Source organism: Streptomyces sp. NPDC005648 (assembly GCF_040605395.1).
Lineage (GTDB): Bacteria > Actinomycetota > Actinomycetes > Streptomycetales > Streptomycetaceae > Streptomyces.
In genome coordinates this window covers 23,027-44,583 of the sequence record NZ_JBEXCS010000001.1, presented here as the reverse complement: position 1 = coordinate 44,583, position 21,557 = coordinate 23,027, and the positions used below count along the sequence as shown (strand labels likewise).

General features: G+C 72.3%; 20 protein-coding genes. 12 read left to right on the top strand and 8 right to left on the bottom strand.

Annotated features, from left to right (window positions below; genetic code table 11):
• Positions 1-40: 40 nt before the first annotated feature.
• On the bottom strand, positions 41-910 hold the full coding sequence (rfbA, locus tag ABZT17_RS00220; RefSeq protein WP_356341730.1) for a glucose-1-phosphate thymidylyltransferase RfbA: 870 nt from the start codon (positions 908-910) through the stop codon (positions 41-43).
• 44 nt (positions 911-954) lie between these two features.
• Positions 955-1,929 carry a dTDP-glucose 4,6-dehydratase gene (rfbB, locus tag ABZT17_RS00215; RefSeq protein ID WP_356341728.1) on the bottom strand — a complete coding sequence of 325 codons (975 nt, stop codon included), beginning with the start codon at positions 1,927-1,929 and terminating at the stop codon, positions 955-957.
• Between the two features lie 293 nt (positions 1,930-2,222).
• Between rfbB and ABZT17_RS00210 the strand changes: the two genes are divergently transcribed.
• The 9 genes from ABZT17_RS00210 (at position 2,223) to ABZT17_RS00170 (ending at position 11,560) form a co-directional block, all read left to right on the top strand.
• Positions 2,223-3,146, top strand: coding sequence for a DapH/DapD/GlmU-related protein (locus tag ABZT17_RS00210; protein ID WP_356341726.1), 924 nt, complete (start codon positions 2,223-2,225; stop codon positions 3,144-3,146).
• Entirely contained in the window at positions 3,143-4,396 is a 1,254-nt protein-coding gene (locus ABZT17_RS00205; protein ID WP_356341724.1) for a hypothetical protein, read from the top strand. The genes ABZT17_RS00210 and ABZT17_RS00205 overlap by 4 nt, the downstream gene beginning before the upstream one ends.
• Positions 4,393-4,941, top strand: a complete 549-nt coding sequence (locus ABZT17_RS00200; RefSeq protein ID WP_356341722.1) for a hypothetical protein — start codon at positions 4,393-4,395, stop codon at positions 4,939-4,941. The genes ABZT17_RS00205 and ABZT17_RS00200 overlap by 4 nt, the downstream gene beginning before the upstream one ends.
• Before the next feature lie 98 nt (positions 4,942-5,039).
• Positions 5,040-7,271 carry a prenyltransferase/squalene oxidase repeat-containing protein gene (locus tag ABZT17_RS00195; RefSeq protein ID WP_356341719.1) on the top strand — a complete coding sequence of 744 codons (2,232 nt, stop codon included), beginning with the start codon at positions 5,040-5,042 and terminating at the stop codon, positions 7,269-7,271.
• On the top strand, positions 7,268-8,497 hold the full coding sequence (locus ABZT17_RS00190; protein WP_356341717.1) for an MFS transporter: 1,230 nt from the start codon (positions 7,268-7,270) through the stop codon (positions 8,495-8,497). The genes ABZT17_RS00195 and ABZT17_RS00190 overlap by 4 nt, the downstream gene beginning before the upstream one ends.
• Complete coding sequence (locus ABZT17_RS00185; RefSeq protein ID WP_356341715.1) at positions 8,494-9,456, top strand: NADP-dependent oxidoreductase; 963 nt, start codon at positions 8,494-8,496, stop codon at positions 9,454-9,456. The genes ABZT17_RS00190 and ABZT17_RS00185 overlap by 4 nt, the downstream gene beginning before the upstream one ends.
• A gap of 38 nt (positions 9,457-9,494) precedes the next feature.
• Entirely contained in the window at positions 9,495-10,433 is a 939-nt protein-coding gene (locus ABZT17_RS00180) for an alpha/beta hydrolase (RefSeq protein WP_356341712.1), read from the top strand.
• 123 nt (positions 10,434-10,556) lie between these two features.
• On the top strand, positions 10,557-10,883 hold the full coding sequence (locus ABZT17_RS00175) for a helix-turn-helix domain-containing protein (protein ID WP_030932095.1): 327 nt from the start codon (positions 10,557-10,559) through the stop codon (positions 10,881-10,883).
• Between the two features lie 92 nt (positions 10,884-10,975).
• Positions 10,976-11,560, top strand: coding sequence for a hypothetical protein (locus ABZT17_RS00170; protein ID WP_356341710.1), 585 nt, complete (start codon positions 10,976-10,978; stop codon positions 11,558-11,560).
• Here the strand turns inward: ABZT17_RS00170 and ABZT17_RS00165 are convergent.
• The 6 genes from ABZT17_RS00165 to ABZT17_RS00140 all read right to left on the bottom strand — a co-directional run bounded on the left by ABZT17_RS00165 (position 11,557) and on the right by ABZT17_RS00140 (position 18,239).
• Positions 11,557-12,567, bottom strand: coding sequence for an LLM class F420-dependent oxidoreductase (locus ABZT17_RS00165; protein WP_356341706.1), 1,011 nt, complete (start codon positions 12,565-12,567; stop codon positions 11,557-11,559). The genes ABZT17_RS00170 and ABZT17_RS00165 overlap by 4 nt on opposite strands.
• Before the next feature lie 123 nt (positions 12,568-12,690).
• Positions 12,691-13,473: a DUF5336 domain-containing protein gene (locus ABZT17_RS00160; protein WP_356341704.1), complete on the bottom strand. Its 783-nt coding sequence runs from the start codon at positions 13,471-13,473 to the stop codon at positions 12,691-12,693.
• Positions 13,474-13,558: 85 nt separating this feature from the next.
• A complete protein-coding gene (locus ABZT17_RS00155; RefSeq protein ID WP_356341702.1) occupies positions 13,559-14,599 on the bottom strand; it encodes an N-acetylmuramoyl-L-alanine amidase in 1,041 nt (346 codons plus the stop codon).
• 22 nt (positions 14,600-14,621) lie between these two features.
• Positions 14,622-15,272, bottom strand: a complete 651-nt coding sequence (locus ABZT17_RS00150) for a class I SAM-dependent methyltransferase (protein ID WP_356341699.1) — start codon at positions 15,270-15,272, stop codon at positions 14,622-14,624.
• A gap of 128 nt (positions 15,273-15,400) precedes the next feature.
• On the bottom strand, positions 15,401-16,390 hold the full coding sequence (locus ABZT17_RS00145) for an AraC family transcriptional regulator (protein WP_356341697.1): 990 nt from the start codon (positions 16,388-16,390) through the stop codon (positions 15,401-15,403).
• A 112-nt stretch (positions 16,391-16,502) separates the two neighbouring features.
• Entirely contained in the window at positions 16,503-18,239 is a 1,737-nt protein-coding gene (locus tag ABZT17_RS00140) for an MFS transporter (protein ID WP_356341694.1), read from the bottom strand.
• 210 nt (positions 18,240-18,449) lie between these two features.
• Here ABZT17_RS00140 and ABZT17_RS00135 point away from each other — a divergent pair, with 210 nt between their 5' ends.
• From ABZT17_RS00135 to ABZT17_RS00125, 3 genes are all read left to right on the top strand, one after another.
• Positions 18,450-19,640, top strand: a complete 1,191-nt coding sequence (locus tag ABZT17_RS00135; RefSeq protein ID WP_356341692.1) for a lipid-transfer protein — start codon at positions 18,450-18,452, stop codon at positions 19,638-19,640.
• A gap of 115 nt (positions 19,641-19,755) precedes the next feature.
• Positions 19,756-20,010 (top strand): hypothetical protein, encoded by a 255-nt coding sequence (locus ABZT17_RS00130; protein WP_356341689.1) that lies wholly within the window; start codon positions 19,756-19,758, stop codon positions 20,008-20,010.
• A 64-nt stretch (positions 20,011-20,074) separates the two neighbouring features.
• The gene (locus tag ABZT17_RS00125) at positions 20,075-21,505 is read left to right on the top strand and encodes a DHA2 family efflux MFS transporter permease subunit (RefSeq protein WP_356341687.1); all 1,431 of its coding nucleotides are present in this window, start codon (positions 20,075-20,077) and stop codon (positions 21,503-21,505) included.
• Positions 21,506-21,557 lie beyond the last annotated feature (52 nt).

Genomic DNA, 21,557 nt, shown 5'->3' with positions numbered 1-21,557 from the left:
GGTGGGGGGAAGTGGGGTTGTGCGCGGGGGAGTCCATGTCTCAGGTCGCGGCCAGTTCCATCACGTACCGGCCGTAGCCGGAGGACGCCGAGAGCTCCTTGCCGAGCAGGGCGAGCCGTTCCTTGTCGACGTATCCCATGCGGTAGGCGATCTCCTCCAGGCAGGAGATGCGGATGCCCTGGCGCTTCTCCAGCACCTGCACGAACATCGCGGCCTCCAGCAGACTGTCGTGCGTGCCGGTGTCGAACCAGGCGGAGCCGCGGCCCAGGTTGACCAGGCGGGCCCGGCCCTCCCGCACATAGCCGAGGTTGAGGTCGGTGATCTCCAGCTCGCCGCGGTCGGACGGGGCGAGGGCGGCGGCGCGTTCGGTGGCGGTGCCGTCGTACATGTAGAGGCCGGTGACGGCCAGGTTGGAGGCGGGGCGGGCCGGTTTCTCGGTGAGGCCGACGACGGTGCCGGTGTCGTCGACCGTGGCCACGCCGTAGCGCTCGGGGTCGCTGACCGGGTAGCCGAACAGGGTGCAGCCGTCGAGGTGTCCGGCCTCGCGGCGCAGCAGTTCGGGCAGCCGGTGGCCGTAGAAGATGTTGTCGCCGAGGATGAGGCAGACGGGTTCCCCGCGGGTGAAGGAGCCGCCGAGGACGAGGGCTTCGGCGATGCCGCGGGGTTCTTCCTGTACGGCGTAGCGCAGTTGGATGCCGAGGCGGCTGCCGTCGCCGAGGAGCGAGCGGTAGGTGTCGAGGTGCTCGGGGCCGGAGATGAGGAGGATCTCGCGGATGCCGGTGTGCATCAGCACGGAGAGCGGGTAGTAGATCATCGGTTTGTCGTAGACGGGCAGCAACTGCTTGGAGTGCACGCTGGTCAGCGGGCGCAGCCGGGTTCCGGAACCGCCGGCGAGGATGATGCCGCGCATGGGATGTCCTTCCGGGCCTTGGGGGCGTGGGTGTGCGCTCGGGCTCAGGCGGCCATCGTCGTCAGGGGCTCCCACCAGGCCGGGTTCTCCCGGTACCAGGCGATCGTGGCCGCCAGCCCCCGGGCGAACTCGACCCGGGGCCGGTAGCCGAGGGCACGCAGCTTGGAGTCGTCGAGGGAGTAGCGGCGGTCGTGGCCCTTGCGGTCGGGAACCCGGCGCACCGACGACCAGTCGGCGCCGCAGGCCTCCAGGATCAGTCCGGTGAGCTGATGGTTCGTCAACTCGGTGCCGCCGCCGATGTTGTAGACCTCGCCGGGCGCGCCCTCGGTGAGCACCAGGTCGATACCGCGGCAGTGGTCGTCGACGTGCAGCCAGTCGCGGACGTTGAGTCCGTCGCCGTACAGCGGGACGGTGCCGCCGCGGGCGAGGGTGGTCACGAAATGGGGGACCAGCTTCTCGGGGTACTGGTAGGGGCCGTAGTTGTTGCTGCACCGGGTGATGCCGACGTTCAGGCCGTGGGTGCGCGCGTAGGAGCGCACCAGCAGGTCGGCGCCCGCCTTGGCGGCGGCGTAGGGGGAGTTGGGGGCCAGCGGCCACTCCTCGGTCCAGGAACCCGACTCGATGGAGCCGTACACCTCGTCCGTGGAGACGTGCAGGAACCGGCCGACGCCGGTGTGCAGGGCGGCCTGGAGAAGGTTCTGGGTGCCGAGGACATTGGTGGTGACGAACTCGGCGGAGTTCTGGATCGAGCGGTCGACATGGGTCTCGGCGGCGAAGTTGACGACCGCGTCGACCCCGCTGAGCAGTTCCGGCACCAGGTCCGGGTCGCCGATGTCGCCCTGGACAAAGCGCAGTGCCGGATCTCCAAGAACAGGGTCGAGATTCGCGGTGTTTCCCGCGTAGGTGAGCTTGTCGAGAACGGTGACCTTATCGGCTTTGACGTCGGACCGGCCGTTCAGGAGGCGGCGTACGTAATTACTGCCGATAAATCCGGCGCCGCCTGTCACTAAAACGTGCATGGCAGAAAGACCTCCGATTGGTTGAAGCATCGTAGAACATCGAACATGCCTGCGCAACGGCGTGATCATGAAGGCGCGCGGTCGGCTGCCGGAGGGGTGGTCGTCGGAAACATACTCGTTGGTAATGAGCTTCTAAAGCTCTGCACTTCAGCCCGCTAAGCGGAGTATTTGATTCCGATGAAGGGGTGTCACATGTGAATTATTTGTTACGGATCCGATTCCCCGTGGCCGTGTCGGTGAGTTTTTTTTAAGTGCTTGCGTCGGGGAGTTGAATGGTCTTAGTTTCCATTGCCATGGAGCATTCCTTAACCGTCGATCCCGCCGCCCTTGTCGAGGCCGGCACCGAGGTGGGCGCCGGTTCGGCCGTCGGGCCCGGTGCCTGGATCCGGCACGGCACGGCCCTGCACGGCTGTGTGGTCGAGGGCGGGGTGTTCGTGGGATTCCGCTGCCGGATCGGCCGTGCGCGGATCGTCTCCGGCACCCAGATCGCCTCCATGGCCCGCATCGGCCGGCCCGGTGCCGCACCCGTGCTGGTCGAGGCCGCCGCCTGGATCGGTGCCCGGGCCGTGGTCGAGCCCGGCGTCCGGATCGGCCCCGGCGCGGTCGTCGCCGCGGGCGCGCACGTCACCGCGGACGTGCCGGCGGACACCGTCGTCGTGGGGCGGCCGGCCCGGGTGCTGCGCCGGCGCGAGGTGACCGAGGACGGCCCGCCCGAGTTCGGTGCCATCCTCGGCCGGGTCCGCGCCCGCCTCGACTCCAACCGCAGGCCGCTGCCCGCCGGTTGGACCTCGGACGGCGGCGGAGTCCTCGACGCCGACCTCTCCGGCGGGCCCGAAGTCCGCCTGGGGGCCGGGGTGATCACCATGGGCCGGGCCGACGGCCCCTCGCCGCGCGGCGGACTGCGCTGCGGCCCCGGCGTACGGATCGGCGACCTGGCCGTCCTGGAGGCGTCCGACGGCATCGACATCGGCGCCGGTGCCGAACTCGGCCCGGGCGTCTTGGTCGTCTCCAGCGGTCACGACCTCACCCGGCGCTCCCTGCCCTGGCAGGGCGGGCCGGTCTCCATCGGGGCGGGCGTGCGCATCGGCGCGGACGCCACCCTCGTCGGCCCCTGTGCCCTCGGCGACGGCGCCGAGGTGACCGCGGGTGCCGTCGTCGTCGGGAACGTCCCCGCCCGGCACACCACCTCCGGAGTCCTGGAGAGGAACCCGTCATGAGGATCGTCTTCGCGCCCGCGCCGACCGGCTCGGGCCACAACATGCGCTCCCTCGCCCTCGCGCGCGAGCTGCGCCGCCAGTCACCGGACGCCGAGCTCACCGTCCTGCTCGGCTCCCTGCAACCCACCTTCGGGCCGCTCTTCGAGGCGGCCGGCGTCAAGACCGTCGACATCGCGGGCGGTCTCGTCGACCACGCCACCAGCTCCAACCTCACCCGTGAGCTGGACTGGCAGAGCTACATCAAGGGCTATGTCGCCCCGGCCTTCGTCAACGGCGAGCGGGTGCTCGGCTATCTGTCCCACTACCAGGACCTCGCGCCCGACCTGGTGGTGAGCGACTACAACATCTCCGCGAGCATGGCCGCCGCCATCGCCGGGGTGCCGCACGCCCTGGTCACCGAACGGTACGACTTCACGCTGCTCCAGATCGACGACCCCACCCTGGAGGCGGCCGGATTCCACGTCGACCGCGAGGACCTGCGGCGCGGCCGCAACTCCCTGCACACGGTCTTCGACTGGATCGTCTCCACCGCCGAGATCGTGCTCACCGACAAGCCGTACGTCCCCGAGCTCGACGCCGGCACCTCGGTCGCCGCCGCCCTGGCCACCGGCCGGGCCGTCTTCACCGGCCCCATGATCCGCGAGATACCCGAGCGGTCCGACGGCAGTGCGGTGCGCGCCTCCCTGGGCCTCGGCCCCGGCCCCCTGATGGTCGGATCGGTCGGCGGCACCAGCATGTTCTGGGAGAACAAGCAGCGCGTCATCGAGTCGTACATCCTCGCCCACCGGCGTCTGAAGCGCCTCCACCCCGACCTCCAGCTCGTGCTGCTGGGCCGGGAGTGGGTGGAGGCACCGGATGACGTGGTGGTCCTCACCTATCTGCCCGACTGGATGCCGCTGCTCCAGGAGGCCGACGTCCTGCTGTCGGCGCCCGGCTGGATCACCGTGACCGAGGTGGCCGCGCTGCGCGTGCCCACGGTGTTCGTGCTCAGCAGCCTGGCGGAGTACCACGAGGTGGAGGCCTCCGACCGGCTCGGCCGGCTCGGCTTCCCGTCCCTGATCGCGCCCGCGGCCGACCAACTCGCCGACGCGGTACGGCCGTTCATCGGAGCCCGGAGCGGCGTCCCGTCCTCCGCGCACCTCGCCATCGCCCCCGAGGGGCGGGGCACCGCCCGCGCCGCCGCACTGCTCGCCGACGCGGCCCGCACGGCCCGCTCCGGATCGCGGCCGGTCGAGGGGGCCCTGCGGTGAGCGAACCCCCGTACGGCGACGTCTCCCTGATCGCCTCGGCCACCCGGATGCTGCTCGCCGGGGACGGCTCGACCACCCTGCTCCTCGAAGCCCTGCTGGACACCCCGCTCACCGTGCACGTCGAACGTCAGGAGCGCGTTGCCGTCCGGGAGTTGAGCGCCGCGGCCGTCCGTGCGCTCGGCCTCCCCGCCGACGGTACGGCGGTACGGCGCAGTTCGGTCCTGCGCACCCCGGAGGGGCGGGCGGTCAGCCGCAACACCGTGGTCTTCACCGCGCCGCCGGCCGCCTGGTCGGGTTCCGCGGAGGATCCGGCCCCGCTGGGCCTGCGGCTGCGGCAGGGGCGTACCCGGCAGCACCGGGAGATCCTCTCGTCGGGCACCGGCGAGTGGCCGGAGGGCGGGCGCGTGCGTCCTTGCGCGTACAAGGAGTACGTCATCACCTGCGACGACGGTGTACGGCTCTACGTCCACGAGCGGTTCAGCCCCGACCGCGTCCGTCCGCTGCCGGACGCGGTGCGGGACGGCCCGCTGCCCCGTACCGGCTGAACGCTCCCTGGCCACCCGGCTTCCGCCCTGCTACGATCCCGGCTTATTCGATGTTTCACGAACAACGAAGATGCCGTGCGACGACGAGGAGTCCCCTCTTGAGCGCCCCTCCCTCCTTGCGCACCTTCGTCCTGGAACAGTTCCTGGACGCCGACGCCCGCCTCCCCGCAGTCCTCGGCCGTGACGCCGCCGACGTGATCACCCCCGACCGCACCCTGCGCGACGCGTCCCTCGCCCTGCTGGTCCTGCCCGGCCCCGACGACTCGGACCTCACCGCCCGACTCCTCGCCGCCCTGCGGGAGTTCACGGACCCCGAGCAGCCGGGCTTCCGCGAACTCCTGGACGTCACCGGCGCCGCACACCCGGTCGGTGACGTCCGCACCCCCGCCACCCAGGCCCTCGCCGCCTGGGCCCTGCACCGGGCGGGCGTCCTGCTCTACGACGCCGCCCTCACCGCCGAAGCCCGCGAGCGGCTGGACCGGGTCACCGGGGCCGTCCTGCGCCACGACTGGCCCGCCCGCCTCGACCGCTCCTGGAGCACCGTCCTGGACGGGGCGAGCCCCCTGGAGGACACCGCGCTCCTCGTCCTCGCCGCCGACGCCGTCACCACCTCCGACGCGCCGTTCCTCGACACCGCCGCGCACCACCTGGACCGGTACGCCCACGGCGACGGCGTCTGGGCCGCCCTCACCCCGCGCGGCGAACCGGACACCCTCCACGGCCACCGCACCCGGGCGAGCGCCCTGGCCGCCCTCGCCTGGACCGCACTGCACCGGCGCGGCCACAGCGCCGCCGCCGACCGGGCCCGCCGGGCCCTGCTGCACATCCAGGCCCACCACGGCCACACCGGCGCCCGAGGCTACTGGGACCGCAGCGGCGCCGACTCCGTCGTCCGCGTCGACCCGGTCGCCGCCCTGCACGGCAGGCCCGACTCGCCCTTCCCCGCCAAACTCGTCGCCGACCACGCCCTGCTGGCGCTGGCCGCCCGCCGCACCGCCGCCCTCACGACCGGCGACGACTCCGGCCTCCCCCACGACGACGACACCGCCGTACGCCTCAAGGCGCTGGCCGAGGACGCCGCCGCCGAGGTCGAGCGGTACACCGACGTCCGGGCCGGCGGGGTCTTCCAGGGGCAGGGCAGCTGGTTCTCCACCCCGGTCGACCCCACCGTCCCGCTGGCCCGGCACGTCCTGGTCCCGCCGCGCAGCACCGGCTCGTTCGCCGTCGGCAACACCACCTACGTCCCCTTCCACGGCAAGCACGCCCACACCCAGCTGCTCGCCCTGTGGGCCCTCGGCGACCGGGTGCCCACCGCACCGGCCGCGCCCGCGCTCACCGAGCCACCCGAACCGGACCCCTTCGACAACGACCTCGGCCATGTCACCAGCGCGCCCGTCACCGACGGACTGGTCGACTTCGCGGCCTATCTGCGCTGGCTCAGGTCCACCCGTTCCGGCCTCGGCTACGGCCTCACGCCCTACCGCGCACCCCTCGGCCTGCGCTCGGACCGCACCGCGCAGACCTTCTCCGTACTGCACGTCGTCTCCGACCTGCTGGCCCTCGGCGAAGAGGTCCCGGACGTGCCCGGCATCCTCCGCGGGGTCTTCGCCACCCAGAACCCCGACGGGGGCTTCGGCGAGCAACCCTCCGTGCCCTCCGAGACGTTCACCACCTACTGCGCCGTCCTCACCGCCGTCGTCCTGGGCGGCGGCGACCACCCCGACTTCGACCGCGACGCCTGTGTGCGGTTCCTCAGGGACTGCCAGCGCCCCGAGGGCGGATTCGGCAACGCGCCCGGATTCCCCGCCGACGCCTGGCACTCCCACCTCGCGACCCTCACCCTGGTCGCGCTCGACGCCCGGCCCGAATGCCCCGACGACCTCGTGGCGTTCCTCCTGGCCTGCCAGAACCCCGACGGGGGCTACGGCAATCTGCCCGGCTCGCCCTCCGACACGTTCGCCACCTTCCGGGTGGTGGGCGCGCTGATCGCGCTCGGACTGCGCCCGCCGCACGCCGAGCGGACCGCGGCCTGGCTGCACGGCCTCCAGACCGAGGCAGGCGGCTTCCGCTACCGGGACGGCTCGGTGGAGAGCTTTGTCGGCTCCTACCACGCCATCGGGGCGCTCTACATGCTGGGCGCCCTCCATTCAGGCCCCGCCGACACCGACGCCTGCGTGCGGTGGATCGCGGTCCGGCAGAGCGCCGACGGCGGCTTCTCCCGGACACCCGGCGGGCCGTCCGAAACCACCGACGAAGGGTTCATCGCGGTCCAGGCCCTTCACATGCTCGAAGGGAAACTCAACCGCTCCTGGGCGGTGATGATGACATGACCAGTGTCTCCTCCACCTCGGCCCCCGTCGCCGAGACCACCGGCCCCGCGCCGAGGACCGTGTCCCTGCTGGCCTTCGCCACCATGTTCGTGATCGGCACGGACACCTTCCTCGTCGCCCCGCTGCTGCCGACCCTGTCCCACACCTTCGACGTCTCCGGCGACGTCTCCGGCTGGATGGTCAGCGCCTACGCCCTCGGCTACGCCCTGTTCGCCCTGATCGCCGGGCCCCTCTCGGACGGCCGGGACCGCCGCCGGGTACTGCTCGGCGGGCTCGTCGGATTCATCGTGACAACGGCGCTGTGCGGCTTCGCCCAGGGCTTCTGGACGATGATCCTCTTCCGGTTCCTGGCCGGTGTGAGCGCCGCGTTCGTCTCCCCGCAGATCTGGGCCTCCATCCCGGTCCTGGTCCGGCCCGAGCTGATCGTGCGCACCATGGGCTTCGCCACCGCCGGTCTGTCCATCGCCCAGTTCGCCGGAATCCCGCTCGGCAGCTGGCTCGCGGCCGTCTCCTGGCACCTGCCGTTCTGGACGATCGGCGGTGTCTCGGTCCTGCTGTGGCTGCTGCTGGCCCGCTACTTCCCGTCCGTCCCCGGCCGCCCCGGCGCCGCGGGCGCGGGCCCCCGGCACATCCTGCGCACCTACGCCACCGTCCTCGGCTCCGGCCGGCTGCGCTGGTACCTCCTCGGCTACCTGGTCTTCCAGACCGGCAACTTCGAGGCGATCTCGTTCTACGGCTCCTGGTTCACCGCGGACTTCGGGCTGAGCGTGGGCTCCGTCGGCACGGCGATGATGGCGGTCGGCGCGGGCAACGTCATCGGCTCGCTCTTCGGCAGCCGGTTCGTCGCGCGCCTCGGCCTGTACCGGTCGCTGCTCCTCGCCGTCCTCGTCATGGGCGCCCTGTACTGCCTGGTGCCGCTCTCCCCGAACCTCGCCACCGCGCTCGTCCTGCTGGCCCTGGTGATGATGGTCGCCGGGTTCGTCTTCCCGGTGTTCATGAGCATCCTCCAGCAGCAGACCGAGACCGCCCGCGGCACCGTCTCCTCCCTCGCCAACGCCGCCATGTACGTCGGTACGACCATCGGCGGCGCGGTCGGCGGTGTCCTGCTCGCCAAGGGCCACGGCTTCTGGGGTGTCGCCGGCTTCACCGTCGCCGCCTATCTGGTCTCCCTGGGCGTCTACACGGCGGCCGGGGCGTTCCGGCGTCAGGAGGCCGCCGCCGTATGAGCACGGCCGTCCTGTTCGACCGGTACGGCACACCGGACGAGCTGTACGCCACCGACCTCCCGGTGCCCTCCGCGGGCCCCGGCGAGGTCGTGGTCCGCTACCTCGCGATCGGCGTCAACCCGATCGACTGGAAGATCCTGCGCGGTGATCTGAGGGCCCACCTCCCGCTGGACCTGCCCGGCGCCTGCCTGGGTGTCGAGGCGGCCGGCGTGGTCGTCGAAGTCGGCGCCGGCGTACGGCGGTTCCGGGTCGGCGACCGGGTCGTCCGGCACGGCCGGCCCGGCACCTACCGGCTCCACGAGGCCGTCCCGGCCGCCCAGGAGGCCGACGAACTCACCGCCTGGCCCGACCGGTTCGACGCCGAGCAGGCCGCGGTGCTGCCCGTCGCCGCCGGCACCGCCTACTCCGCACTGCGCCAGGTGGGTCTGCGCGCGGGCGAACGCCTCCTGGTGCACGGCGCGTCCGGCGGAGTGGGCCTCGCCACCGTCCAGCTCGCCCTGCTCACCGGAGCCGCGCGGGTCGTCGGCACCGGCTCCGCCCGCCACCACGACCTGCTGCGCCGACTGGGCGCCGTGCCCGTCGAGTACGGCGGCCAGGAGGCCGAACGGCTCGCGGAACTGGGCCCGTTCGACGCGAGCATCGACTGCGCGGGCGGCCTCGGGCCCGCCGGGACCGCCGTACGGCTGGTGAGCGAGACGGCCCGGCGCGTCACCATCGTCGCCGACCCCGCCGTACAGGCGCTCGGCGTGCCCTACCTGGAGCACGTCCCCCTCGAACTGGCCTCCACCCTCGATCTGATCGGCCACAGCCCCTTCGAACTCCCCATCGCCGCACGCCTTCCCCTCTCCCGCGCCGCCGAGGCCCTCGCGCTGGGGGAGAAGGGCGGGCTCGGCGGCAAGATCGTGCTCGTTCCCCCCACTCCCGGACAGGCCGCGCCCACCCCTCGACAGGACGCCTGACCGGGACCGTCCCCCCACCCCCGAACAGGACACGCACCATGACCTATCGCTATGACGCCGACCTCGCCGAGGCCGCCGGGAACTTCGGGGTCTTCGACCTCACCGAACCCCCCAGGACCCGCGCCACGCTGATCGCGGCCGGTGCCGCGCGGCCCGCTCCCGACACCAGCGGCGTCGAGGTGACCGACCTGGAGGTCCCCGGCCCGCAGGACAACCCCCGGGTGCCGGTACGGGTCTACCGGCCCGCCGGCACGACGGGCGACCTGCCGGCGGTCCTCAACATCCACGGCGGCGGATTCGTCATCGGCCGGATCGAGGTCGACGACGACACCTGCCTGGACATCGCCCGCCGGGCCGGCGCCGTCGTCGTCTCGGTCGGCTACCGGCTCGCCCCCGAACACCCCTACCCGGCGGGCCTGAAGGACTGCTACGCGGTCCTGGAATGGCTCGCGGCCCGGGCCGGGGAACTGCGCGTGGACGCGGACCGGATCGCGGTGCACGGCATCAGCGCCGGCGGCGGACTCGCGGCGGCGGTGGCCCTGCTGGCCCGTGACCGGGGCGGGCCGAAGCTCGCCTTCCAGTATCTGGACCTGCCCGAACTCGACGACCGGCGGACCACCCTGAGCATGGCCCGGTTCACCGACACCCCCGGCTGGAACACACCGAACGCCGAGATCAGCTGGCACCACTACCTCGGTGACCGGGCGGGCGGCGACGACGTGCCGGTCTACGCGGCCCCCGGCCGGGCCGAGGACCTGTCGGACCTGCCGCCGGCGTATGTGACGGCCCTGGAGTACGACCCCTGCCGGGACGAGGCCGTGGCCTACGCGGAGAGCCTCTTCGCGGCCGGGGTGCCGGTCGAGACGCACGTCTTCTCCGGGGCGTACCACCTGGCCTACCTGATCCCGGCGGCGAAGGTGTCGCTCCGGCGGGCGGAGGAACGGATCACCGTGCTGCGGACGGCGCTGCACGGCTGACCGCGCGGGGCGCCGGGAGATCGCTTCCGGCGCCCCGCCCCGTGTTCTATGATCGTAGAACCTTGAAAGAGGGTGCATCGGGGGACAGGACGGACACCGACGAGCGAGACGAGGAGGGCGGGTATGCGCGCCGGACTCTTCCACCCCGACCGGGACGAGATCTCTCTGGACCGGGTACTGCACGCACTGAGCGATCCGATCCGCAGGGACATCGCCCGGGTGCTCCACGAGGAGGGCTCGCGGGTCTGCGGACAACTGGACTACCCCATCGCGAAGTCCACGCTCTCCCACCATCTCAAGGTGCTGCGCGAGTCCGGCGTCATGCACACCGAGGTCCGCGGCACCACCCGGGTCATCACCCTCCGCCGCGACGACATCGACACCCGCTTCCCGGGCCTCCTGGACGCGGTGCAGGTCACGGCCCCGGACACGGCCCTCGCCCGCGTCTGAGGGCCCCGCGGGCGTCCCGAGTGGCGCGCCGCGCCGCGCGGAGGCAGGCTGCCGGAGGAAGACCCGCTCGGGGAGCACACCCGGGAGGACCCGTGCCCGTACCGACAGCCGTGCCCGCACGGCGCCTGATCGCGGCGCTCACCCTCTGCTGCGCCCTTCTCGCCGGCACCACCGCCTGCTCCCGCGGCGCCGGCACCGCCCAGGACACGGCGGCCGTCGTGGCCGTCGCCGCCGCCACCCCCAGCCCCAGCACCTCCGCCGAACGGCAGAAGTTCGCCAAGACCCGCTTCGTCGCGAACGCCGGCCTCGCGGCCGGGGCGACGTACCAGTGGATCGTGAAGCCCTGGAAGGCCGGCAAGTTCAAGAAGGGTGCGCACGGGCGGAGGTTCGCGCTGGTCAAGGCGGGCCTCGCGGGCGCGTTCGCGTACAACAGACTGAAGGCCGCCACCCGCAACGCCCAGGGCGACCCCGCCCTCTCCAAGGCCCTCGCCCCGCTCGGCGCCGGGATCGCCGCTCTCAAGGACCTGCCGTCCAGGCTCCGCAAGGGCGAGTCGACCGACTCCACGGTGAGTTCCTTCGACGACATCATCAACAAGGTGAAGGACGCCGGGAAGAGCGCGGGCGCCGAGGTCACCGACAAGGTGCCGTCCGCCGGTGAACTGACCGGCGGATCCTAGGAGTTGAGTTCGGCGAGCACCCGGAGCGTCGCGCGGTCGGGGGCCAGTGCCAGCAGGTCCGTCACCGGCCCCTTCCGCCACAACTCCAGCCGCTCGGCGATGCGTTCACGCGGCCCGACGAGCGAGATCTCGTCCGCGAAGGCGTCGGGCACGGCCAGCACGGCCTCCTCCCGGCGCCCTTCGAGGAACAGCCGCTGGATCCGCCGCGCCTCCTCCTCGTACCCCATCCGCGCCATCAGATCGGCGTGGAAGTTGCGTGCCGCGTGGCCCATGCCGCCGATGTAGAAGCCGAGCATGGTCTTCACGGGCAGCAGCCCTTCGGACACGTCGTCACAGACCCGCACCTGGGCCATGGGGGCGACGAGGAACCCGGGAGGGAGGTGCCGCACCGCGGGCCCGTACACGTCGGGCCGGGTCGGCGACCAGTACAACGGCAGCCAGCCGTCCGCGATCCGGGTGGTCTGCTCGACGTTCTTCGGCCCCTCCGCGCCGAGCAGGACCGGCAGTTCGGCCCGCAGGGGATGGGTGATGGACTTCAGTGCCTTGCCGAGCCCGCTGCCGTCCTCCCCGCGGTACGGATGCGAGTGGAAGCGCCCCTCCAGCACCACGGGTGCCTCCCGCCGCAGCACCTGCCGTACGACGTCCACGTACTCCCGGGTCGCGGTCAGCGGCGACTTGGGGAACGGCCGCCCGTACCACCCCTCCACCACCTGCGGCCCCGACAGTCCGAGCCCCAGCAGCACCCGCCCGCCGGAGAGATGGTCGAGGGTGAGCGCGTGCATGGCGGTGGTGGTCGGCGACCGGGCGGCCATCTGCGCGACGGCCGTACCCAGTCCGATCCTGGAGGTGTGTGCCGCGATCCAGGTGAGCGGGGTGAAGACGTCCGAACCCCAGGACTCGGCCGTCCACACGGAGTCGTACCCGAGCCGCTCGGCCTCCTGCGCGAGCGGGACATGGTCGGCGGAGGGGCCGCGACCCCAGTAGCCGAGGGAGAGACCGAGTCGCATGCCGCCTCCGGTTGCCGATTTCTGACGAGCCGTCAGTTATGGGTCCGCGGGCAGTGACTGTACGACAACGGCCCCCCGCCCGGAAGGGCGAGGGGCCGGTGGGCCCGGGTACGGCCGGTCCGGTCAGCCGCGCTGGATGCCGGACGTGTCCTGCAGTACGCCACGGCGGCCGTCCTGCGTCTGGGCGACCAGACCGGGACCGCGCTGCTCGACGGCCAGGTACCAGGTGCCCGGCGCCAGTTCGGCGATCGGCGTCGGCGAGCCGTCCTCCGCGAACAGCGGACGCGGCACCGGAACGGCGAACCAGAACGGCGAGAAGTCCCCGGCCGGCGCCGGCGGCTGGGGCTGCGCCTGCGCGGGCTGCGGCTGCGCGCCGTAGGGCTGACCCGGCTGCGGCTGACCGCCGTACGGCGGCTGCTGGGCGCCCGGGTAGCCGTAGCCACCGGGGGGCTGGGCGCCGTAGGGCTGCGGGGCCTGGGGCTTGGGGGCCGGGATCAGGGCGGCCTGGAGGGCGGGGACGAGAGGCGTGGCGATGGCGGCACCGGCCAGGACGAGAGCGGCGATGAAGCCGAGGATCAGGCCGGCCGCCGCGCTGCCCCCGGTCGGTACGTCCACCAGGGTCCAGAAGATGGCCCATGCGACGAGGACCGTGAACGCGGTGCCCACCGTGCCGAGGTCCAGGCCCGCGACCTTGCGCGGCTCGGGCAGGATGCGGTTCACGACGATCAGAGCGGCGCCGATGACTCCGCCCATGTAGAGGCCGAGGCCGGTGCCCAGGCTGTCCCACGCGTTCGAGTCCAGGTTGTACCCGTCGACGGAATAGAACTTGAGGAACGACGCGATGAAGAGCAACACCGCTGCCCCGATCACCGCACCGTCGCCTCGAGTGAGCGAGCGGATGTTCACTTCAAAGGTCCTTCGTAGGTCGTCTCGTCGTCGGTAGACCCTATCGCCCACCCGACCTGGGTGTCCGCAGGGATCCGACCGGCGATCACGAAGAGCGCAGGAAACTCACGATTCCTTCAGAGATCCCCTGTGCCGCCTTCTGCCGCCAGGCGCCGCTGGTGAGCAGTGCCGCGTCCTTGCTATCGCGCATGTTGCCGCACTCGATGAACACCTTGGGAACCGTTGACAGATTGAGACCGCCGAGATCGGTGCGGGTGACGAGACCGGTGCCCTTGCCGACGTAGTTGGACGCGGGTTCACCCGTGACACGTACGAAGTTGGCCGCGACGCGCAGGCCGAGGGCGGCGGAGGGGCCGACGATGGCGCGGGTGTCGGCGGCGCCCGCGTGGACGGCGCCCGGCATGATCACATGGAAGCCGCGGTTGCCGGCCGCCGAGCCGTCGGCGTGGATGGAGATCGCCGCGTCGGCGTGGGCGTTGTTGCCGATGCGGGCGCGCTGGTCGACGCACGGGCCCCAGGCGGGCGAGCCGTTGTCGTGGGTGAGCTTCACCGTCGCGCCCAGCTTCTCCAGCAGCGCCTTGAGCCGGTGGGAGACGTCCAGGGTGAACTGGGCTTCCGTGTAGCCCGCGTTGGTGGAGGTGCCCGTGGTGTCGCACTCCTTCCAGTTGGTGCCGATGTTCACCTTGCGGTTGATCTCGGCCGTGTGCCGGAAGTTGCCGGGGTTGTGGCCCGGGTCGATGACGATGACCTTGCCCCTGAGGGGGCCGGAGGCGGCGGGCGCCGAACCGGTCGGGGCGGTGAGCGTCGGGGTCGCGGTGCCGGGCTGCTTGCCGTCGTCGACGGATGAACCGGCGGATGAACCTGCGGATGAACCTGCGGATGAACCTGCGGATGAACCGGCGGGTGAATCGGCGGCGCTGTCCGACGGGGCCGATGCCGATGCCGACGTCGACGTCCGCACCGTCGCCTGTGCCGACCCGCCTCCGTCGCCCGACCCCCCGACCACCTCGTACACGAGCCATCCGAGCAGGGCCCCCGGCACGAGCGCGGCCACGGCCACGGTCAGGGGGCCGCGGCGGGGGCGGCGGGGCTGGGGCGGATCGAACTCCGGGCCTAGGTACGACACGTCTGCGACTCTAGCGGCGCCGTCAGATCCCTGCTCCCGTTCTCCGCAGCACCCGCAGCGAGTCGGTGGCCGAGACCTCCGTGAAGGCGCCGGAGGCGAGGGCGCGGAGGTAGACGCGGTACGGGGCCTGGCCGGTGAACTCGTCCTCGGGCTCGGGGAAGACGTCGTGGATGAGCAGGAGACCGCCTTCGGCGACATGGGGGGCCCAGCCCTCGTAGTCGGCGGTCGCGTGTTCGTCGGTGTGGCCGCCGTCGATGAAGACCAGGCCCAGGGGAGTGCCCCAGAACTTCGCGACCTGGGGGGAGCGGCCGACGACGGCGACGACGTGCTCCTCCAGACCGGCGCGGTACAGCGTCCGCCGGAAGGTGGGCAGCGTGTCCATCAGGCCGATCTCCGGGTCGACCGTCTCCGGGTCGTGGTAGTCCCAGCCGGGCTGCTGCTCCTCGCTGCCGCGGTGGTGGTCGAGGGTGAGGGCGGTGACGGCGGCCTCACGGGCCGCGTCGGCGAGCAGGATCGTGGAGCGGCCGCAGTAGGTGCCGACCTCCAGCAGGGGCAGCCCGAGCGCGCCCGCCTCCACGGCCGCCGCGTACAGGGCGAGGCCCTCGCCCGTGGGCATGAACCCCTTCGCGGCCTCGAACGCGGCCAGGATCTCCGGCTTGGGTGCCGCGGTCATGGGGCCTGCCTTTCCGACGGGGCGCAGCGGACGTGTGTCCGGGTGAGTGGCCGGGTGAGTGTCGCGGTGTCTGTCCGGGTGACCATGCTGCCCTACTCGCCGGTAGACGGGCGAGCGAGGGTGCGCCGCTACGGCCGCCCGGCCGACGCCTCCGCCCGGTACTCCCTCGGGGAGACCCCGTACGCCGTCCGGAACGCGCGCGTGAAGTCCGAGGCGCGGGGCATGCCCCAGCGGGCCGCGATCGTATGGATCGGGACGGCGCTCTGGGCGGGGTCGGCGAGGTCGCGCCGGGCCGAGTCCAGGCGCTGGGCGCGGATCCGGGCGGCGACCGTCTCGCCCCGCGCGTGCTGCTGGAAGACGCGGTGGAGATAGGAGAGGGAGATGTAGTGCGCGGCGGCGATCGTGCGCGGGGTCAGCTCCGGGTCGTGCAGATTGCGGCGGATGAACGCCTGTACCTGTTCGGCGGTGACCCGCGCGCGGGACTCCGGCTCCAGCGCGGACCGCGCCTCCAGCAGCTGTGCGAAGAGGGCGGTCACCAGGTCGAGTACGACCGTGCCGAGGCGGGGGGCGTCGGCCGGGCCGAGGGTGTCGGCCTGGCGTTCCAGGCCGGTCAGGAAGTCGGCCAGCAGTGCGCCGATCCCGTCCCGGGCGGGCAGGCCCCGGCCCAGCAACTCCCGGACCCGGTCCGGCGGGAGGGGGAGCAGCACCTTGGGGAAGTCGACGGCCACACCCCGGACGGGGTCCCGCCCGTCCTCGTCCCGCGCTCTGAGGTCGTACGGCCGTGAGCTGTCCGCCAGATGCAGGTCCCGCGGGCCGAAGGTGCCGGTGCGGTCCGCGTGGTCGAGGGCGAGGCCGCCGTCGAGGAGGAGCGTCAGATGGTAGAGCTCGGGGTCGGACTGGCGGACCCGGCGCGGGCCGCGGCGGTAGCGGGTGGGCAGGAAGGACGTCGAGCCGACGGTCACCGGACCGAGTTCCATCAGGCGGTGCTCGGCCCAGAAGTCGCCGGCGTGGACGCTGCTGATGTCGCTGGGGGAGCGGGTGCGGGCGAGCAGGTCGCGCCACAGGTCGAATCTGTCCTCGGCGGGTATGTCCTCGCTGCGGAACACCGTTCCGATCATGTCCCCGCCCCTTTCCCGGCCCCTCCCCCTTGTGCGCGGCGTCATTTTCGCACGGACAGGGGAACGGCCCTCTCCCCTCGGGGCCGAGGGGAGAGGGCCGTGCGGGCGTGGCTCAGTGCGCGGCGACCTGCTCGCCCGGGAGGGAGAGGTCCAGGTCGACCGGCCGCTCCTCGCCGCCGTGCGTCGCCGACGAGGCCAGCGGACCGTGTCCGACGGCCCGGGCGGCGACGACGTACGCGCCCTCGCCCGGCACCGCGAGGACGTAGCTGCCGTCCTCCTCGGAGAGCGTCGCGCCCGCCTGGCGGCCCCGCCGGTCGATCAGGGTGACCTTGGCGCGGGAGACCGGGGCGCCCTCGGCGTCCAGGACACGGCCGCGGAAGCCGCGCAGGACCTCCTCGGCGCGCTCGATGTTCGCGTCCTCCTCGCTGCTGGCGCGCAGCTGCGGGGCGCGGTTCGGCTTCGGCAGGAACAGGGCCATCAGCAGACCGACGGCGACCGCGCCGGTCGCGATCAGGAAGGAGACCCGGAAACCGTGCATGGTCGGGATCTCGACGCCGTTCACGGTGTTCGCGGTGTTGGCGAGCACCATGCCGATCACGGCGCTGGACACCGATGTACCGATCGAACGCATCAGGGTGTTCAGACCGTTGGCCGCGCCGGTCTCCGAGGCCGGGACCGCGCCGACGATCAGGGCCGGCAGGGAGGAGTAGGCGAGACCGATGCCCGCGCCCAGGAGGACGGCGATGACCAGGCTCTGCCAGGCCGCGCTCATCAGGCCGAGGCCGGCGCCGTAGCCGATCGCGATGATCAGCATGCCCAGGATCAGGGTGACCTTCGGGCCGTACTTGGCGGAGAGCCGGGCGTAGACCGGGGCCGTGACCATCATCGTCAGGCCCAGCGGCGCCACCAGCAGACCGGCGACGACCATCGACTGGCCGAGGCCGTAGCCGGTCGCCTTCGGGAGCTGGAGCAGCTGGGGAAGGACGAGCGAGACGACGTAGAAGCTGACACCGACCATGATCGACGCCAGGTTGGTGAAGAGGACGGCCGGGCGGGCCGTGGTGCGCAGGTCGACCAGCGGGGCCTGGACGCGCAGTTCGAACACGCCCCACAGGAGCAGGACGACGGCCGACGCGGCGAACAGGCCCAGCGTGGTGCCGGAGGTCCAGCCCCAGTCGCTGCCCTTGGTGATGGGCAGCAGGAAGAGGACCAGACCCGCGGAGAGGCCCGCCGCGCCCAGGACGTCGAAGGAGCCCTCGGCGCGCATCGGCGACTCGGGGACGACGAGGAGGGTGAGGAGGATCGAGAGAGCGCCGAGGCCGGCGGCGCCGTAGAAGAGGGCGTGCCAGTCGGCGTGCTGGGCGACCAGGGCCGCGAGCGGCAGCGCGAGTCCGCCGCCGACGCCGATCGAGGAGCTCATCAGGGCCATCGCCGAGCCGAGCTTCTCGCGGGGCAGCATGTCGCGCATCAGGCCGATGCCGAGCGGGATGGCGCCCATCGCGAAGCCCTGGAGCGTACGGCCGGCGATCATGGTGAGCAGGTCGCTGGTGAGCGCGCTGACCAGCGCGCCGACGACCATCACCCCGAGGCTCAGGATCAGCATCCGCCGCTTGCCGTAGAGGTCGCCGAGGCGGCCCATGATCGGGGTGGCGACGGCGCCCGAGAGCAGCGTCGAGGTCAGGACCCAGGTGGCGTTGCTGGGTGCGGTGTCCAGCAGCTGCGGCAGGTCCTTGATGACCGGGACGAGCAGGGTCTGCATCACCGCGACAACGATGCCCGCGAAGGCGAGCACCGGGACCAGGGCCCCGCTCGCTCTCCGGGCGGGCTGTTCGGTCGTCGTGTGCGTCATTGAGTGAGGCCTCCAGTGAGATAAGTGCTGGGTAAACCTCGTATGCACAGGCAACTATTCCGTTGCTTCGAGCCTCTAACCATTTCTTGACCGGGCCTTGGACATCTGACTGGCCGTCATGGATCTGGTGGGTTTGTGGAACGTGTTCTAGTCTCGCGCGCCATGAGGGCAGCCGTGAGCGCCGCCCGGAGGGCAGCCTGGAGGAGAGTCATGCGGGCATTTGTGGCCGGGGTCGGGATGACCAGGTTCGAGAAGCCCGAGACGCGGGACTGGCAGTACTGGGACATGGTGCGGGAGGCGGGCGGCGCGGCGCTCGCGGACGCCGGGGTCACGTACGACGAGGTCGAGCAGGTGCCCGTCGGCTACTGCTTCCAGCCCTCCACGGCCGGCCAGCGCGCCGCCTATGAGCTGGGTCTCACCGGCGTCCCCGTGTACAACGTCAACAACAACTGCGCCACCGGATCGACCGCGCTGATGCTCGCCCGGCAGCTGGTGGAGGGCGGAGCGGCCGACTGCGTACTGGCGCTGGGCTTCGAGAAGATGAAGCGGGGCGCGCTCGGGGGAGGGGCCGACGGCGGGGACTTCGCCACCTCTCCCGTCGCCCGGCACTACGGGATCATGGCCGCCCGGCACGGCTTCGAGATGACCCCGCCCACCGCCCAGATCTTCGGCGACGCGGCCCGCGAACACATGGAGCGGTACGGCACCACGGAGGCACAGCTCGCCGCCGTCGCCGCCAAGAACCACCGGCACTCGCGGCACAACCCGAACGCCCAGTTCCGGGACGTGTACGAGGTCGACGACATCCTCGCCGCCCGTACCGTCCACCGCCCCCTGACCAAGCTCCAGTGCTCGCCGACGTCCGACGGGGCGGCCGCGGCCGTGGTGGTGTCGGAACGGTTCGCCGAGCGGCGCGGGCTCACCGGCCTCGTCGAGATCGTCGCCCAGGCCATGACCACGGACACCGAGGAGTCCTTCGCGTCCGGGTCGTGCGTCGACGTCGTCGGGCAGCCGATGTCCCGGGAGGCGGCGCGGCAGGTCTACGAGCGGTCCGGGCTCGGGATCGACGACGTGGACGTCGTCGAGCTGCACGACTGCTTCTCGGTCAACGAACTGCTGACGTACGAGGCACTCGGGATGTGCGGGCCGGGGGAGTCGGGGAAGCTCGTGGAGTCCGGGGCGACGACATACGGCGGCCGGTGGGTGGTGAACCCGTCCGGTGGGCTGATCTCCAAGGGGCATCCGCTGGGGGCGACGGGGATCGCCCAAGTGGCCGAGCTGGTGTGGCAGCTGAGGGGCGAGGCGGCTGCGCGGCAGGTACCGGGAGCACGGGTGGGCCTCGCGCACAACATCGGGCTGGGCGGGGCGGCGGTGGTGACGCTGGTACGGGCGGTGTCTTAGGAGGGGGGCCTGCTGCGGCAACCGCCGCATGCGATGCTGCGGGCGCATACAGGTGCTCGACGGCAACGCATGCGGCGGGGCGCACTCGCCGGGCGGGAAAGAGGCGGAGACAGACATGGCCATCCCTCCGGACTCGGTGCGCGGGCACCTCGTCCTCGCCCGTCCCACCAACCCGTGGGCCCTGCTCGTCGCCCGACTCCTGCTCTGGAGCGCCCTGGCGGCCCTGTCGGCACTCACGCCCTTCTGCGTCGCCGACGCTCCGCCGTGGATCTGGCCCTTCGCCCTCGTCGCCTGTCTCCTCATGGCCTGGCAGACCCTCGACGCGATACGCCGCAAGGGCCGGGACGGCGCCGGGCGAGCCCGGGCCTAGGTCCGGCGACCGAGGGCCGGCTGGGGCGAAATCCTGATGCAAGGGGCGTAACCGGGTTGGGAACATGACAGGCATGTTGGAAGCCGCTGACGTCACCCGGAGTTCGTCCCCTCGTATCGCGCCTCCCATGTGGCTGGTGGTGGCGCTCGCCTGTGCCGGGCAGTTCCTGGTCGTGCTGGACGTGTCCGTCGTCAATGTGGCGCTGCCGTCGATGCGGGCCGACCTGGGCCTGAGCGCGCAGGGGCTGCAATGGGTGGTCAACGCGTACGCGATCGCCTTCGCCGGGTTCATGCTGCTCGGCGGGCGGGCCGGGGACCTGTACGGGCGCAAGCGGATGTTCCTGGTCGGGCTGGGGCTGTTCACCCTCGCCTCGCTGGGCGGCGGACTCGCGCATGAGGGCGGCCAGCTGCTGGTCGCACGGGCCGTGCAGGGACTGGGGGCGGCGGTGCTCGCGCCCTCGACGCTGACGATTCTCACGTCCGCCGTGCCGGAGGGGGCGGCGCGGGCGCGTGCCATCGCGACCTGGACGGCGGTGGGCGCCGGGGGTGGCGCGGCCGGCGGTCTGGTCGGCGGGGCGCTGGTGGACTGGCTGTCGTGGCGATGGGTGCTGCTGATCAACGTGCCGATCGGGGCGGTCGTACTGGCCGCGTCCGTGAAGTGGCTGGCGGAGAGTCGCAACGGCGACGGGCGGCGGCTCGACCTCCCGGGCGCGGTACTGGTGACGGCGGGGCTCGGGACGCTCGCCTACGGCATCTCACAGACCGAGGCCGAGGGGTGGACGGCCGCCGCGACGCTGGTGCCGCTGGCCGTGGGAGCGGCGCTGATGGCCTCGTTCCTGCTGGTCGAGGCGCGTACGGCGGCTCCGCTGATGCCGCTGGGGCTGTTCCGGGCGCGGGCGGTGTCCTCGGCGAACGCGGCGATGTTCCTCAGCGGGTCCGCGATGTTCTGCATGTGGTACTTCATGACGCTGTACGCCCAGAACGTGCTCGGCTACTCGCCGCTGGACGCCGGTCTGGCGCTGGTGCCCAGCTCGCTGGCGGTGCTCGTGGGCTCGAAGTCCGCGCCCCGCTTCATGCCGCTGCTGGGCGCGCGCAACGTGGCCGCGCTCGGGACGGTCGTCGCGGCGGCCGGCTTCGGCTGGCAGTCGCTGATGACGACCGAGGGGAACTATCTGACCGAGATCATGTTCCCGGGGATCCTGATGATGCTGGGGGCGGGCCTCACGGCGACCCCGCTCGCGTCCCTCGCCACCTCCGGCGCGGCGCCCGGGGAGGCCGGGCTGGTGTCGGGGCTGGTCAACACCTCGCGGACGATGGGCGGTTCACTCGGGCTCGCGGTGATGTCGACGATCGCGGCGGCCCGGACGGCGGGCAGAGACGGCCCGGCGGCCCTGACCGAGGGGTACGCGCTGGTGTTCCGGACGGGGACGGGGGTGCTGCTGGCGGGGGTCGCGCTGATGCTGGTGTGGCTGCCGCGGAGGCCGTCCGGGCGGTGAGGCCGTCCGGCGGTGAGGGGCCGTCCGGCGGTGAGGGGCCGTCCGGCGGTGA